The organism is Streptomyces sp. NPDC006529 (assembly GCF_040611795.1).
GTDB lineage: Bacteria > Actinomycetota > Actinomycetes > Streptomycetales > Streptomycetaceae > Streptomyces.
On the sequence record NZ_JBEXPB010000027.1, the window covers coordinates 42,261 to 57,336 of the forward strand.

The 15,076-nt window shown below is 71.6% G+C and carries 13 protein-coding genes; 11 read left to right on the forward strand and 2 right to left on the reverse strand.

The genetic code is table 11. From position 1 onward, the window contains the following. Positions 1 to 46 precede the first annotated feature (46 nt). From ruvC to ABZY31_RS19745, 8 genes are all read left to right on the forward strand, one after another. Complete coding sequence (gene ruvC, locus ABZY31_RS19710; RefSeq protein WP_356412086.1) at positions 47 to 634, forward strand: crossover junction endodeoxyribonuclease RuvC; 588 nt, start codon at positions 47 to 49, stop codon at positions 632 to 634. After that, on the forward strand, positions 631 to 1,266 hold the full coding sequence (ruvA, locus tag ABZY31_RS19715; RefSeq protein ID WP_356412087.1) for a Holliday junction branch migration protein RuvA: 636 nt from the start codon (positions 631 to 633) through the stop codon (positions 1,264 to 1,266). Before ruvC ends, ruvA begins: the two co-directional genes overlap by 4 nt. A 55-nt stretch (positions 1,267 to 1,321) precedes the next feature. Further along, entirely contained in the window at positions 1,322 to 2,449 is a 1,128-nt protein-coding gene (ruvB, locus tag ABZY31_RS19720) for a Holliday junction branch migration DNA helicase RuvB (RefSeq protein WP_356412089.1), read from the forward strand. Between the two features lie 164 nt (positions 2,450 to 2,613). Then, positions 2,614 to 3,081 (forward strand): preprotein translocase subunit YajC, encoded by a 468-nt coding sequence (yajC, locus tag ABZY31_RS19725; protein ID WP_356412091.1) that lies wholly within the window; start codon positions 2,614 to 2,616, stop codon positions 3,079 to 3,081. Positions 3,082 to 3,233: 152 nt separating this feature from the next. After that, positions 3,234 to 5,051 (forward strand): protein translocase subunit SecD, encoded by a 1,818-nt coding sequence (gene secD / locus ABZY31_RS19730; protein WP_356412093.1) that lies wholly within the window; start codon positions 3,234 to 3,236, stop codon positions 5,049 to 5,051. 3 nt (positions 5,052 to 5,054) lie between these two features. Beyond that, a complete protein-coding gene (secF, locus tag ABZY31_RS19735) occupies positions 5,055 to 6,125 on the forward strand; it encodes a protein translocase subunit SecF (RefSeq protein ID WP_356412095.1) in 1,071 nt (356 codons plus the stop codon). Next, the gene (locus tag ABZY31_RS19740) at positions 6,122 to 6,694 is read left to right on the forward strand and encodes an adenine phosphoribosyltransferase (protein WP_356412097.1); all 573 of its coding nucleotides are present in this window, start codon (positions 6,122 to 6,124) and stop codon (positions 6,692 to 6,694) included. The genes secF and ABZY31_RS19740 overlap by 4 nt, the downstream gene beginning before the upstream one ends. Positions 6,695 to 7,377: 683 nt before the next feature. Next, positions 7,378 to 9,840, forward strand: coding sequence for a bifunctional (p)ppGpp synthetase/guanosine-3',5'-bis(diphosphate) 3'-pyrophosphohydrolase (locus ABZY31_RS19745; RefSeq protein WP_356412099.1), 2,463 nt, complete (start codon positions 7,378 to 7,380; stop codon positions 9,838 to 9,840). A gap of 93 nt (positions 9,841 to 9,933) precedes the next feature. On the opposite strand, the gene ABZY31_RS19750 is transcribed toward ABZY31_RS19745, so the two are convergent. After that, positions 9,934 to 11,163: a DUF349 domain-containing protein gene (locus ABZY31_RS19750; protein ID WP_356412101.1), complete on the reverse strand. Its 1,230-nt coding sequence runs from the start codon at positions 11,161 to 11,163 to the stop codon at positions 9,934 to 9,936. A gap of 181 nt (positions 11,164 to 11,344) precedes the next feature. Further along, a complete protein-coding gene (locus tag ABZY31_RS19755; protein WP_356412103.1) occupies positions 11,345 to 12,133 on the reverse strand; it encodes a peptidylprolyl isomerase in 789 nt (262 codons plus the stop codon). Positions 12,134 to 12,312: 179 nt separating this feature from the next. On the opposite strand from ABZY31_RS19755, the gene ABZY31_RS19760 reads away from it, so the two are divergent. From ABZY31_RS19760 to ABZY31_RS19770, 3 genes are all read left to right on the forward strand, one after another. Then, positions 12,313 to 13,038, forward strand: coding sequence for an MBL fold metallo-hydrolase (locus ABZY31_RS19760; RefSeq protein ID WP_356412105.1), 726 nt, complete (start codon positions 12,313 to 12,315; stop codon positions 13,036 to 13,038). A gap of 8 nt (positions 13,039 to 13,046) precedes the next feature. Then, a complete protein-coding gene (hisS, locus tag ABZY31_RS19765; protein ID WP_356412107.1) occupies positions 13,047 to 14,309 on the forward strand; it encodes a histidine--tRNA ligase in 1,263 nt (420 codons plus the stop codon). A gap of 145 nt (positions 14,310 to 14,454) precedes the next feature. Next, positions 14,455 to 15,063 carry a vitamin K epoxide reductase family protein gene (locus ABZY31_RS19770; protein WP_356412109.1) on the forward strand — a complete coding sequence of 203 codons (609 nt, stop codon included), beginning with the start codon at positions 14,455 to 14,457 and terminating at the stop codon, positions 15,061 to 15,063. The last annotated feature ends 13 nt before the right edge of the window (positions 15,064 to 15,076 follow it).

A 15,076-nucleotide genomic window follows, 5' to 3' on the forward strand; every position in this document is an offset into this window, starting at 1 on the left:
CTCCGCGAGAGCGGTGGCGGCGCGGCCGCAAAGGGGGAGGGGCGCCGTGCGCGTACTCGGCGTTGACCCGGGGCTGACCCGGTGCGGGGTCGGCGTCGTCGAGGGGGTCGCGGGCCGGCCCCTGACCATGCGCGGCGTCGGCGTCGTACGGACCCCGGCGGACGCGGACATCGGGCTCCGGCTGGTCGCCATCGAGACCGGACTCGAAGCCTGGCTGGACGAACACCGCCCCGACGTGGTCGCCGTCGAACGGGTCTTCAGCCAGCACAACGTCAGCACCGTCATGGGCACCGCCCAGGCCAGCGCCGTCGCCATGCTCTGCGCCGCCCGGCGCGGCCTGCCGGTGGCCCTGCACACCCCCAGTGAGGTGAAGGCCGCCGTCACCGGCAGCGGCCGCGCCGACAAGGCCCAGGTCGGAGCCATGGTGACCCGGCTGCTACGGCTCGACGCGCCCCCCAAGCCCGCCGACGCGGCCGACGCCCTCGCCCTCGCCATCTGCCACATCTGGCGCGCCCCCGCCCAGAACCGGCTCCAGCAGGCCGTGGCCCAGCACGCCGCCGCCCACGCCGCGAAGGCCCCGCGCCCCGCGAGCGCCCCCAACGCCCTGAAAGCCCTGAAAGGCCGTACCCGATGATCGCCTTCGTCAGCGGCGCCGTCGCCGCGCTCGCCTCCACCACGGCCGTCATCGAGGTCGGCGGCGTGGGCATGGCCGTGCAGTGCACGCCGAACACCATCGCCGGGCTGCGCCTGGGCCAGGAGGCCAAGCTCGCGACCTCGCTGGTCGTCCGGGAGGACTCGCTGACGCTCTACGGCTTCGCCGGCGACGACGAGCGGCAGGTCTTCGAGCTGCTCCAGGGCGCGAGCGGGGTCGGACCGCGCCTCGCCCAGGCCATGCTCGGCGTGCACAGCCCCGATGCACTGCGCCTCGCGGTCGCCACCGGCGACGAGAAGTCCCTGACCGCGGTGCCCGGCATCGGCAAGAAGGGCGCCCAGAAGCTGCTCCTGGAACTGAAGGACAAGCTGGGCCAGCCGCTGGGCACGGGCGCCCTGGTCGGGGCGCAGCGGGCCGCCGCGGCCACCGGCCCCGCGCCCTGGACCGAGCAGCTCCAGGCCGCCCTGATCGGCCTCGGCTACGCCTCCCGCGAGGCGGAGGAGGCCGTATCCGCGGTGACCCCGCAGGCCGAAGCGGCCCTGGCCGCCGGCGGTCCGGCGCCCGTGCCGCAGCTGCTGCGCGCCGCCCTGCAGACCCTGAACCGCGCCCGCTGACGCCCGTAAGCACCGCGCGACCCGTACGGACAGACCGAGAAGGCAGACTGACACCGTGAACCGGTACGACGAGAGCGACCCCGGCCAGGACGCCGCCTACGACGCGTACCCCGACGACGCGGAGGGCGCCGCGTACGACGAGCCGGACCGGCTCGTCGCGGCCGCCGCCGACGGCGAGGACAGCGCGGTCGAGGCGGCCCTGCGCCCCAAGGACCTCGGGGAGTTCGTCGGCCAGGAGAAGGTGCGCCAACAGCTCGACCTCGTCCTCAAGGCGGCCCTCCAGCGCGGTGCCACCGCCGACCACGTGCTGCTCTCCGGCGCGCCCGGCCTCGGCAAGACCACGCTGTCGATGATCATCGCCGCCGAGATGGGCGCACCGATCCGGATCACCTCCGGCCCCGCCATCCAGCACGCGGGCGACCTCGCCGCGATCCTCTCCTCCCTCCAGGAGGGCGAGGTCCTCTTCCTCGACGAGATCCACCGGATGTCGCGGCCGGCCGAGGAGATGCTCTACATGGCCATGGAGGACTTCCGCGTCGACGTGATCGTCGGCAAGGGACCGGGCGCCACCGCGATCCCGCTGGAGCTGCCGCCCTTCACCCTCGTCGGGGCGACCACCCGGGCCGGGCTGCTGCCGCCGCCGCTGCGCGACCGCTTCGGCTTCACCGGGCACATGGAGTTCTACTCGCCGGAGGAGCTCGAACGGGTCATCCACCGCTCCGCGCGCCTGCTCGACGTGGAGATCGACACCGCGGGCGCCGCCGAGATCGCGGGCCGCTCCCGGGGCACCCCGCGCATCGCGAACCGGCTGCTGCGCCGGGTCCGCGACTACGCCCAGGTCCGCGCGGACGGGGTGATCAACCGCGAGGTGTCCGCCACCGCCCTGAAGGTGTACGAGGTGGACGAGCGCGGGCTGGACCGGCTGGACCGGGCGGTGCTGGAGGCCCTGCTCAAGCTGTTCGGCGGCGGCCCGGTCGGCCTGTCCACCCTCGCGGTCGCGGTGGGGGAGGAACGGGAGACCGTGGAGGAGGTCGCCGAGCCCTTCCTGGTGCGCGAGGGACTGCTCGCGCGGACGCCCAGGGGACGGGTGGCGACGCCCGCCGCATGGGCTCACCTGGGACTCGTACCGCCGCCCCGGCCCGGGAGCGGATCGCCGGGGCAGGGTGGCCTGTTCGGGGGGTGACGGCGCGGAGGTTCGCCGGGTCAGGAACTGCGGTGCCATGCTGGGCGTTGTTCCATCGGTGTGGACTCGCCTAGACTCCGCCGATGCTGGCCGTAACGGCCGGCATGCCCACCCCCCGTAGAAAAGGCCGCTTCACGTGCGGTCGTGCGAAGGATCCTCGTCCCGTGAACAGTAGCCTCTTGACCTTCCTCCCGTTCGTCGTGCTCATCGGGGCGATGTTCCTGATGACGCGTTCCGCCAAGAAGAAGCAGCAGGCGGCGGCGTCCATGCGCGACCAGCTGGGTCCCGGCTCCGGCGTGCGCACCATCGGCGGCATGTACGCCACCGTGAAGGAGATCGGCGACGACACCGTCACCCTGGAGGTGGCCCCGGGCGTCCACGCGGTCTACGCGAAGAACGCCATCGGCGCCGTCCTGGAGGACGAGGAGTACAACCGCATCGTCCACGGCACCACCGATGATCTGACCATCGACGCGCCGGTCGTCCCGGACGACGCCTCTTCGCTGCTCAAGGACGAGCCCGCCGACGCCGACCAGGCGGAAGCCCCCAAGCTCGACCTGGGCAAGAAGGACGAGACGGCCGCCGACGACACGACGGACGGCAAGACCGACGGCGAGGCCGGCGCCAAGTAGCGCTCGGCGGGGGATCGCACGGCGCCTGATCGGAGGCCGCGGCGGTCCCCTTCAGTGACCCGATTCTGCGGGGGGCAGGGGTCCCCACACACATTCGTGGCCGTCTGCGCGCTGACCCGGCGCGGGGCGGTTGGACAGGGAGATACGACAAGGTGGCAGCACCGAAGAAGGGCCGGCGGCCCACGGGGGCTCAGGGGAGGCCGGGGCGTGCCCTGGCCATCATCCTGATCGCGATGGTGGCGCTCACCGCGGGGATGTTCCTGACCGGTCAGACGACTCCCCGGCTTGGCATCGACCTCGCGGGCGGTACGAGCATCACGCTCAAGGCCAAGAGCGAACCCGGCAAGCCGGACGCGATCAACGAGACCAACATGAACACGGCGGTCGGCATCATCGAGCGCCGCGTCAACGGTCTCGGCGTCTCGGAGGCCGAGGTCCAGACCCAGGGCCGCGACCACATCATCGTGAACATCCCCAAGGGGACGAACGAGAAGCAGGCGCGCGACCAGGTCGGCACGACGGCGCAGCTGTACTTCCGCCCCGTGCTGGCCTTCGCCGAAGGCAAGCCGATCGCGCCCGAGCCCACTCCGTCCACGGGCGCCTCCGGCAGCCCGTCGCCCTCGGCGAGCACCTCGGGTGCCCCGAAGACCGATGGCGGCAAGAGCCCGTCGCCCACCCCGTCGTCCAGCGCCACTTCCCAGGGCCGCGCCGTACCCGAGGCCCTGATGGCCACCGGCAGCCCCACTCCCACGCCCTCGGCGAGCGAGTCGAAGAAGGCAGACGACACCAAGGCGCCGACCCCCGCCCCGACGGGCGCGGACGCGGCGGTCGCCGACCTCCAGGCGAAGTTCATCGCCCTGGACTGCACGGACGAGAAGCAGCGCGCGGCCGTCGGCGTGGGCGTCAAGCCCACCGACCCGACGCTCGCCTGCGGCAAGCGCGGCGACACCTGGGGCAAGTGGGTCCTCGGCCCGGCCGGCGTCGACGGCAAGGACGTCAAGGACGCGAAGGGTGTCATCGACACCCAGCGCGGCCAGTGGATCGTCACCATGGCGTTCACCGACAAGGGCTCCGACAAGTTCGCGAAGATCACCGGTGAGCTGGCGACGAAGCAGTCCCCGCAGAACCAGTTCGCGATCGTGCTGGACAACGAGGTCGTCTCCGACCCGTACGTCAGCCAGGCCCTGACCGGCGGCAGCGCCGAGATCTCCGGTGGCTTCACCCAGCAGAGCGCGCAGGACCTGGGCAACATGCTCTCGTACGGCGCCCTGCCGCTGTCCTTCCAGGAGGACAACGTCACCACCGTCACCGCCGCGCTGGGCAGCGAGCAGCTGAAGGCCGGCCTCATCGCCGGCGCCATCGGCCTCGCCCTCGTCGTGATCTACCTGCTGGCCTACTACCGGGGTCTGGCGTTCATCGCGATCATCAGCCTCATCGTGTCCGGCATCCTCACCTACACGATCATGTCGCTGCTCGGGCACGCCATCGGCTTCGCGCTGAACCTGCCCGCCGTCTGCGGCGCGATCGTGGCCATCGGCATCACCGCGGACTCGTTCATCGTCTACTTCGAACGCATCCGCGACGAGATCCGCGAGGGCCGCACCCTGCGTCCGGCCGTCGAGCGCGCCTGGCCGCGCGCCCGGCGCACCATCCTGGTGTCCGACTTCGTGTCGTTCCTCGCCGCCGCGGTGCTGTTCATCGTCACCGTCGGCAAGGTCCAGGGCTTCGCCTTCACCCTGGGGCTCACCACCCTGCTCGACGTGGTCGTGGTGTTCCTCTTCACCAAGCCGGTCATGACCCTGCTGGCCCGCACAGCGTTCTTCTCCAGCGGCCACCCGTGGTCCGGCCTGGACCCGAAGCGGCTCGGCGCCAAGCCCCCGCTGCGCCGGTCCCGTCGTACCGGCTCCGCCACCGGTTCCGGTACGGGCGCCGCCGCAGTCTCCGCCCCCGTCGACGCAAAGGAGGCGTGAGAGATGTCGAAGCTGGGAGATCTCGGCGCCAAGCTGTACCGCGGTGAGGTCGGATACGACTTCGTCGGCAAGCGTTTCCTCTGGTACGGCATTTCCATCCTGATCACCATCACGGCGATCGTGGCCCTGGCCGTACAAGGCCTCAACATGGGCATCGAGTTCCGCGGCGGTGCCGTCTTCACCACCCCGAAGACCTCCGTCTCGCTCGCCAAGGCGACCGAATCCGCGACGAAGGCCTCCGGCCACCAGGCGCTCGTGCAGAAACTGGGCACCGGCGGCCTGCGCATCCAGATCTCGGACCTGGACCCGTCCGCCTCCACGGAGGTGAAGAAGCAGCTCGCCACCGACCTCTCGGTGAACGCCGCGGACATCAACTCCGACCAGGTCGGCGCGAGCTGGGGCGAGGAGATCGCCAACAAGGCGTGGACCGGCCTCGGCGTCTTCATGGTCCTCGTGGTCATCTACCTCGCCATCGCCTTCGAATGGCGGATGGCCATCGCCGCGCTCGTCGCGCTGATCCACGACCTCACGATCACCGTCGGCATCTACTCGCTCGTCGGCTTCGAGGTCACCCCGGGCACCGTGATCGGTCTGCTGACCATCCTCGGTTACTCCCTCTACGACACCGTCGTCGTCTTCGACGGTCTCAAGGAGGGGTCGAAGGACATCACCAAGCAGACCCGCTGGACCTTCAGCGAGGTGGCCAACCGCAGCATCAACGGCACCCTGGTCCGCTCGATCAACACCACCGTCGTGGCCCTGCTCCCGGTCGGCGCGCTGCTCTTCATCGGCGGCGGCTTCCTGGGCGCGGGCATGCTCAACGACATCTCGCTGTCGCTGTTCGTCGGCCTCGCCGCCGGTGCGTACTCCTCGATCTTCATCGCGACCCCGCTGGTCGTCGACCTCAAGGAGCGCGAGCCGGCCATGAAGGCGCTCAAGAAGCGGGTGCTCGCCAAGCGGGCGTCCGCCGAGGCCAAGGGGGAGTCGGCGGACGACTTCACCGAGGAGCCGGGCGACGGCACCGAGGTCGTGGCCCAGGGCCGCGGCGGCCGGGCGTCGGGGCGGCGCCGATGAGCGCCGCCGCCGTGCGGCCCGTGCCGCTGCCGCCGGGGGTGCACGAGCTGCTGCTCAGCCGGATCAAGGACGTGGCGGACTACCCGAAGCCGGGCGTGATGTTCAAGGACATCACCCCGCTGCTGGCCGACCCGAAGGCGTTCTCCGCGCTGACGGAGGCGCTGGCCGCTCTGTGCGCGGAGCGCGGCGCGACGAAGATCGTCGGGCTGGAGGCGCGCGGGTTCATCCTGGCGGCCCCGGCCGCCGTCCGGGCGGGCCTCGGCTTCGTGCCGGTCCGCAAGGCGGGCAAGCTGCCGGGGGCGACGCTGTCCCAGGCGTACGAGCTGGAGTACGGCACCGCGGAGATCGAGGTCCACGCGGAGGACCTGGCGCCGGGGGACCGGGTCATGGTCATCGACGACGTCCTGGCCACCGGTGGTACGGCCGAGGCCTCGCTGGAACTGATCCGGCGGGCCGGGGCCGAGGTGGCCGGGGTCGCGGTCCTGATGGAACTGTCGTTCCTCCCGGGCCGCGCCCGGCTGGAGCCGGCCCTTGGCGGGGCGCCGCTGGATGCCCTGATCGTGGTCTGACCGGCCCCTGGCCGCCCGACCGCCCCACGCCGAAGCGGCGGATCCCTCCCGGGGGTCCGCCGCTTCGGCGTTGCGGGGGCCGGCGCGGCCGGGTGGCCCCCCACGCTGCCTCCGGCGGCGCCTCAAACGCCGGCGGGGCTGAGTGTGCTGCGGCTGCGCGGTGGCCGTGCCCGCGGGCGGGGCCGGATGTACCAGCAGGGCTGGGAGTGCTGCCTGTGGGGCTCCATCTGCCCGCAGGACCGGAGGTGCGGCAGAGACTGAGCCCGCGCGCCACCCATCGGACGGCGCCCGGTTGCCCCACCCCAGCCTCGCCGGCGTTTGAGGCGCCGCCGGAGGCAAGGGGAGCGACGTGCGGCCTGCAGTCGGCTGCGGAGCGCACTCTGGCGGGGTGGGGGTCCGGCTGGCCCCGCAGCACCTATCGGCGGGGCTCGGTCGCCGCACCCCCAGCCTCGCCGGCGTTTGAGGCGCCGCCGGAGGCAGGGGGAGCGAGGGGGTGCCTCGGCTCGGGGCCGGGGCGCCGGGCCAGGTCGGACCCGCCGGGGTTGGAGGCGGGCCGGGCGCGGGGTCGCCCCGGGGCGCGAACCGCCGGGTCCGGGGTGGGCGGGGCGGACGAGGGGGCGCGGGCCTCGCTACCATGGGTTATCCGGACCTGACCGGGCCCCGGATCCGCATGAGGAGCGCTCTTGCCAGACGAGGTCCAGCCACTCTCCGCCGCGCAGCCCGACCCGCAGGGCGAGCCCGAGCAGCCCGCGGCGGCCGCCGCGCCCCCGCAGACCCCGCCCCCGGCCCCCGCGCCGGCCCCGGCAGCGGCCTCGCCCCGACCCGCCCCCGCGAAGACCGGCGGCGGGTCCTCCAACCGCGTGCGCGCCCGCCTCGCCCGGCTGGGCGTGCAGAAGTCCAACCCGTACAACCCGGTCCTGGAACCCCTGCTGCGCATAGTCCGCGGCAACGACCCGAAGATCGAGACGGCGACGCTGCGCCAGATCGAGCAGGCCTACCAGGTCGCCGAACGCTGGCACCGCGGCCAGAAGCGCAAGAGCGGCGACCCGTACATCACCCACCCCCTCGCGGTGACGACGATCCTCGCCGAGCTGGGCATGGACCCGGCCACCCTGATGGCCGGTCTGCTCCACGACACCGTCGAGGACACCGAGTACGGCCTGGAGCAGCTCAGACGCGACTTCGGCGACGCCGTCGCCCTCCTCGTGGACGGCGTCACCAAGCTCGACCGGGTCAAGTTCGGCGAGGCGGCCCAGGCGGAGACCGTCCGCAAGATGGTCGTGGCCATGGCCAAGGACCCCCGCGTCCTGGTCATCAAGCTCGCCGACCGCCTGCACAACATGCGCACCATGCGCTACCTCAAGCGGGAGAAGCAGGAGAAGAAGGCCCGCGAGACGCTGGAGATCTACGCTCCGCTGGCCCACCGCCTGGGCATGAACACCATCAAGTGGGAACTGGAGGACCTCTCCTTCGCGATCCTCTACCCCAAGATGTACGACGAGATCGTCCGCCTCGTCGCCGAGCGCGCGCCCAAGCGGGACGAGTACCTCACCATCGTCACCGACGAGGTGCAGAGCGACCTGCGCGCCGCGCGCATCAAGGCCACCGTCACCGGCCGCCCCAAGCACTACTACAGCGTGTACCAGAAGATGATCGTGCGCGGGCGCGACTTCGCGGAGATCTACGACCTGGTCGGCATCCGGGTCCTCGTGGACACCGTCCGCGACTGTTACGCCGCCCTCGGCACCGTGCACGCGCGCTGGAACCCGGTCCCCGGCCGGTTCAAGGACTACATCGCGATGCCGAAGTTCAACATGTACCAGTCGCTGCACACGACGGTCATCGGCCCCAGCGGCAAGCCCGTCGAGCTGCAGATCCGCACCTTCGACATGCACCGCCGCGCCGAGTACGGCATCGCCGCGCACTGGAAGTACAAGCAGCAGACCGTCGCCGGCACCTCGAAGGTCCGCACCGACGTCCCGCAGGCGGCCAAGGGCAGCGCCGGCCACGACACGGTCAACGACATGGCCTGGCTGCGCCAGCTCCTCGACTGGCAGAAGGAGACCGAGGACCCGGGCGAGTTCCTCGACTCGCTGCGCTTCGACCTCTCCCGCAACGAGGTCTTCGTCTTCACGCCCAAGGGCGACGTCATCGCCCTGCCCGCGGGCGCCACCTCGGTGGACTTCGCGTACGCCGTCCACACCGAGGTCGGCCACCGGACCATAGGGGCCCGGGTCAACGGGCGGCTCGTCCCGCTCGAATCCACCCTCGACAACGGCGACCTCGTGGAGGTCTTCACCTCCAAGGCCGAGGGCGCGGGACCCTCGCGCGACTGGCTCGGCTTCGTCAAGTCCCCGCGCGCCCGCAACAAGATCCGCGCCTGGTTCTCCAAGGAGCGCCGGGACGAGGCCATCGAGCAGGGCAAGGACGCCATCGCGCGGGCGATGCGCAAGCAGAACCTGCCGATCCAGCGCATCCTCACCGGCGACTCCCTGGTCACCCTCGCCCACGAGATGCGCTACCCCGACATCTCCTCCCTGTACGCGGCGATCGGCGAGGGCCACGTGGCCGCGCAGGGCGTCGTGCAGAAGCTGGTCCAGGCCCTCGGCGGCGAGGACGCGGCGAACGAGGACCTGGAGGAGAGCGTCCCGCCCTCGCGCAGCCGGGGCACGCGCCGCAAGAACGCCGACCCGGGCGTGGTCGTCAAGGGCGTCGACGACGTCTGGGTGAAACTGGCCCGGTGCTGCACGCCGGTGCCCGGCGACCCGATCATCGGCTTCGTCACGCGCGGCAGCGGCGTATCGGTCCACCGGGCCGACTGCGTCAACGTCGACTCGCTCTCGCAGCAGCCCGAGCGGATCCTCGCGGTCGAATGGGCCCCCACCCAGTCCTCCGTCTTCCTGGTCGCCATCCAGGTCGAGGCGCTGGACCGGTCCCGGCTGCTGTCGGACGTCACGCGGGTCCTCTCGGACCAGCACGTGAACATCCTGTCGGCCGCCGTCCAGACCTCCCGCGACCGCGTCGCCACCTCGCGCTTCACCTTCGAGATGGGCGACCCGAAGCACCTGGGCCACGTCCTGAAGGCCGTACGCGGCGTGGAGGGCGTCTACGACGTCTACCGCGTGACCTCGGCCCGCAGGCCCTGACCCGGCACGCGAGAGGACCCCGGCACGCGAGAGGGCCCCGGCAGGCGTCATGCCCGCCGGGGCCCTCTCTGGGGTGACGGGGTCACCCCGGCCTCAGCCGCCGAACTCCTGGAGGCCCTTGAGGGCCTGGTCCAGGAGGGCCTGACGGCCTTCCAGCTCGCGCGCCAGCTTGTCGGCCTTCGCGTTGTTGCCCGCCGCGCGCGCCGCGTCGATCTGGCCGCGCAGCTTGTCCACGGCCGCCTGCAGCTGCCCGGTCAGACCCGCGGCGCGCGCACGCGCCTCCGGGTTCGTCCGGCGCCACTCGGTCTCCTCGGACTCCTGCAGGGCCTTCTCGACCGTGTGCATCCGGCCCTCGACCTTGGGCCGGGCGTCCCGCGGTACGTGGCCGATGGCCTCCCAGCGCTCGTTCAGGGAACGGAACGCGGCCCGCGCCGCCTTCAGGTCCGTGATCGGCAGGAGCTTCTCGGCCTCGTCGGCCAGCTCCTCCTTGAGCTTGAGGTTCTCGTCCTGCTCGGCGTCGCGCTCCGCGAAGACCTCGCTGCGCGCCGCGAAGAAGACGTCCTGCGCCCCGCGGAAACGGTTCCACAGGTCGTCCTCGGACTCGCGCTGCGCCCGGCCGACGGCCTTCCAGTCCGCCATCAGCTCGCGGTAGCGCGCCGCCGTCGGACCCCAGTCCGTCGACTTCGACAGCGACTCGGCCTCCGCGACCAGCTTCTCCTTGGCCTTGCGCGCGTCCTCGCGCTGCGCGTCCAGGGACGCGAAGTGCGCCTTGCGCCGCTTGGAGAAGGCGGAGCGGGCGTGCGAGAAGCGGTGCCACAGCTCGTCGTCCGACTTGCGGTCGAGGCGCGGCAGCGCCTTCCAGGTGTCCACGAGCGCCCGCAGCCGCTCGCCGGCACTGCGCCACTGGTCGCTCTGCGCCAGTTCCTCGGCCTCCGTGACCAGCTTCTCCTTGGCGACGCGGGCCTCGTCGGTCTGCTTCGCCTTCTGGGCCTTGCGCTCCTCGCGACGCGCGTCCACGGTCGCGACCAGCTTGTCCAGACGCACCCGCAGCGCGGCGAGGTCGCCCACCGCGTGGTGCTCGTCGATCTGCGTGCGCAGGTGGTCGATCGCCGTCGTCGCGTCCTTGGAGGACAGATCGGTGGTCCGCACCCGCCGCTCGAGCAGGCCGATCTCGACCACCAGGCCCTCGTACTTGCGCTCGAAGTAGGCCAGGGCCTCCTCAGGGGTGCCCGCCTGCCAGGAGCCGACGACCTGTTCGCCCTCGGCCGTACGCACGTACACGGTGCCCGTCTCGTCGACGCGGCCCCACGGGTCGCTGCTCACAGCGCCTCCTCCACATGATGCCTGCGGGGGTGTTCCCCCCTGGCATCGTCCACAGTTTCCAAGGGCGGGCAGCGCCCGCCCCGCACAACGCCAACATAGGCGAACGTCGCCCCGGCTGTCCGCATCCAGCACCACGGAATCTGCCGGTCGACGGGGTCCGCCACCGCTGGGAACGGCCTCGTTACGGCTGGTTCTTCGTGACCGCGGCCTTCTCGATCGTCACCGGCTTCTTCGGGGCGGGAGCCTTGTCGCCGTCGGCGACGCCCTCCTTGGCCACGTTCTCCACGATCTTGAGGCCCGCGGCGCCCATCTTCCCGAAGGGGGTGTAGGTGGGGGCCAGCGGGCTGTCCTTGTAGACCAGGAAGAACTGGCTGCCGCCGGAGCCGGGCTGGCCGGTGTTGGCCATCGCGACCGTGCCCGCCGGATAGACGACCTGGCCGTTCTGGTCGGCCTTGCCGAGGGCGTCGAGGTTCTCGTCCGCGATGGTGTAGCCGGGGCCGCCCTTGCCGGTGCCCTCCGGGTCGCCGCACTGGAGCACGAAGATGCCCTCGGTGGTCAGGCGGTGGCACTTGGTGCCGTCGAAGAAGCCCTTGTCGGCGAGCGACTTGAACGAGTTCACGGTCTGCGGGGTCTTCGCCGCGTCCATGTCGATCTTGATCTCGCCCTCGTTGGTCTTGAGGGAGAAGGCGTACTTCGCCTTGGCGTCGATGGCCATGGCCGGAGACGGCGAGGCCTTCGGCGCGGGCGTCGGCGAGGCCGACGGCTGCGCCGCGGCGTCCTTCGTGTCCTTCTTCGAGTCGAAGACGCCACCCACCGTCAAACCGACCAGCGTCGCGATCACCACGGCCGCGGCCGCACCGGCCACCGCCGTCCGCCGCCGCGCCTTCTGCCGGGCCTTGGCCCTGCGCTCCTGCTGACGTTCGTACTTCTCCCTGGCGAGCTGGCGCCGCCGCTGATCGCTCGTGACCACCGGGTCTGTCTCCTTGTTGCCGTCGGACGGGGGGCTGTGGGGCTTGTGGTGCTTGTGGGGTGTGCGGCCGTAGCGCTGCAGGAACCGCTGAGGCCGTACCGTATATGGGTTCGCTGTGCGATGAGCGTCGCCGGTAGGCTCTGATCTGCATCAACCGCCCCTGACGATTGAGGACGAACGTGCTGATTGCCGGGTTCCCCGCCGGGGCCTGGGGGACCAATTGCTATCTGGTCGCCCCCGCCGCGGGTGAGGAGTGCGTCATCATCGACCCGGGCCACCAGGCCGCCCAGGGTGTCGAGGAGACGCTGAAGAAGCATCGGCTCAAGCCCGTCGCCGTCGTCCTCACCCACGGCCACATCGACCACGTGGCCTCGGTGGTCCCCGTGTGCGGTGCGCACGACGTGCCCGCCTGGATCCACCCGCGGGACCGCTACATGATGAGCGACCCGGAGAAGGCCCTCGGCCGCTCGATCGGGATGCCGCTCATGGGCGAGCTGACGGTGGGCGAACCGGACGACGTCCGCGAGCTGACCGACGGCGCCGTGCTGAACCTGGCCGGTCTGGAGTTCACCGTCGCGCACGCGCCGGGGCATACGAAGGGGTCGGTGACCTTCCAGGTCCCCGAAGCGGCGGCCACGCTGCAAGAACAAGGGCGTCCGTCGGTCTTCTTCTCGGGCGACCTGCTCTTCGCCGGCTCCATCGGACGCACCGACCTGCCCGGCGGCTCCCACGCCGAGATGCTCGAATCGCTGGCCCGCGTGTGCCTGCCGCTCGACGACTCGACCGTGGTGCTGTCCGGCCACGGTCCCCAGACCAGCATCGGCCGCGAGCGCGCGACCAACCCCTACCTGAGGGAAGTCGCCGCCGGCCACGGAGCGGGCCCCGCTCCACGACGAGGAATGTGACGAGTTTCGTGAGTACTTTCCAGGCCCCCAAGGGCACGTACGACCTGCTGCCCCCGCGCTCCGCGACCTTCCTGGCGGTTCGCGAGGCGATCTCCGCGCCGCTGAAGAACTCGGGCTACGGGTACGTCGAGACCCCCGGCTTCGAGAACGTCGACCTGTTCTCGCGCGGCGTCGGCGAGTCCACCGACATCGTGAGCAAGGAGATGTACACCCTCACCACGAAGGGCGGCGACCAGCTCGCGCTGCGCCCCGAGGGGACCGCCTCCGTCCTGCGCGCGGCGCTCCAGGGCAACCTGCACAAGGCCGGTCTGCTCCCCGTCAAGCTCTGGTACTCCGGCTCGTACTACCGCTACGAGCGGGCCCAGGCCGGGCGCTACCGCCACTTCTCGCAGGTCGGCGCCGAGGCGATCGGCGCCGAGGATCCGGCGCTGGACGCCGAGCTGATCATCCTCGCCGATCAGGCCTACCGCTCGCTGGGGCTGCGCGACTTCCGCATCCTGCTCAACTCGCTGGGCGACAAGGAGTGCCGCCCGGTGTACCGGGAGGCGCTCCAGTCCTTCCTGCGCGGGCTGGACCTGGACGCCGAGACCGTTCGCCGGGCCGAGATCAACCCGCTGCGCGTCCTCGACGACAAGCGGGCCGACGTCCAGAAGCAGCTCGTCGGCGCTCCCGTGTTGCGCGACTACCTGTGCGACGCGTGCAAGGCGTACCACGAGGAGGTGCGGGCGCTGGTGACGGCGGCCGGAGTGGTCTTCGAGGACGACGAGAAGCTCGTGCGCGGCCTCGACTACTACACGCGCACCACCTTCGAGTTCGTCCACGACGGTCTGGGCTCCCAGTCCGCGGTGGGCGGCGGCGGCCGCTACGACGGCCTGTCCGAGATGATCGGCGGGCCCGCGCTGCCGTCCGTCGGCTGGGCGCTGGGCGTCGACCGCACGGTGCTGGCGCTGGAGGCGGAGGGCATCGCGCTCGACATCCCGGCGGCCACCGCGGTCTTCGCGGTCGCACTGGGCGAGGACGCGCGCCGCGCCCTCTTCGCCACCGTGACCGAGCTGCGCCGGGCCGGCATCGCGGCGGACTTCTCCTACGGGGGCAAGGGCCTCAAGGGCGCCATGAAGGACGCCAACCGGTCCGGGGCGCGGTTCACCGTCGTCGCCGGGGACCGGGACCTCGCCGAGGGCGTCGTCCAGCTCAAGGACATGGAGTCCGGGGAGCAGACCCCGGTCGCCCTCGCCGACGTGGTCGAAGCGGTGCGCGCGAAGCTCGCCTGACCCCGTTGCCCGGTGGCCGCCCCGGCGGCCACCGGGCCTTCGGGGCGGCGTCCTTATCCGCACCGAACGGTGGCCCACGGGCCCCGTGCGGCACAATGGCCCCTGCTTGTCGACCTTGCTGGCGCAGATGTGGGAGAGCGGCCGTATGACGACCACCACCGGTAGTGACGTTCCGCGGACCGTCGGCGCGAGCCGGGCGCTGGCCTGGCTGCTGGTGATCACGGGAGCCGCGGGCCTGCTCGCCGCCTGGGTGATCACCATCGACAAGTTCAAGCTGCTGGAGGACCCGAACTTCAAGCCGGGCTGCAGCCTGAACCCGATCGTCTCCTGCGGCAACATCATGACCAGCGACCAGGCGTCCGCCTTCGGCTTCCCGAACCCGATGCTCGGCCTGGTCACCTACGGGATCGTCGTCTGCGTCGGCATGAGCCTGCTGGCCGGCGCCCGCTTCCGCCCCTGGTACTGGCTGGCACTCAACGCGGGCGCCCTCTTCGGCGTCGGCTTCTGCACCTGGCTGATGTACCAGTCGCTGTACCGCATCAACTCGCTGTGCCTGTGGTGCTGCCTCGCCTGGGTCGCCACGATCTTCCTCTTCTGGTACGTCACCGCGCACACCGTCCGCGAGGGCCTGCTCCCCGCGCCGCGTTGGCTGCGCGGCTTCTTCGGCGAGTTCGCCTGGGTGCTGCCCGTCCTGCACGTCGGGATCATCGGCATGCTGATCCTGACGCGCTGGTGGGACTTCTGGACCTCGTAGCCCGCACCCGCGG

Excerpts from the sequence above, each read along its gene's own strand:
- ruvA (WP_356412087.1), top strand. The coding sequence starts at position 631 with ATGATCGCCTTCGTCAGCGGCGCCGTCGCCGCGCTCGCCTCCACCACG.
- secF (WP_356412095.1), top strand. The coding sequence starts at position 5,055 with ATGTCGAAGCTGGGAGATCTCGGCGCCAAGCTGTACCGCGGTGAGGTC.
- ABZY31_RS19740 (WP_356412097.1), top strand. The coding sequence starts at position 6,122 with ATGAGCGCCGCCGCCGTGCGGCCCGTGCCGCTGCCGCCGGGGGTGCAC.
- ABZY31_RS19770 (WP_356412109.1), top strand. The coding sequence starts at position 14,455 with ATGACGACCACCACCGGTAGTGACGTTCCGCGGACCGTCGGCGCGAGC.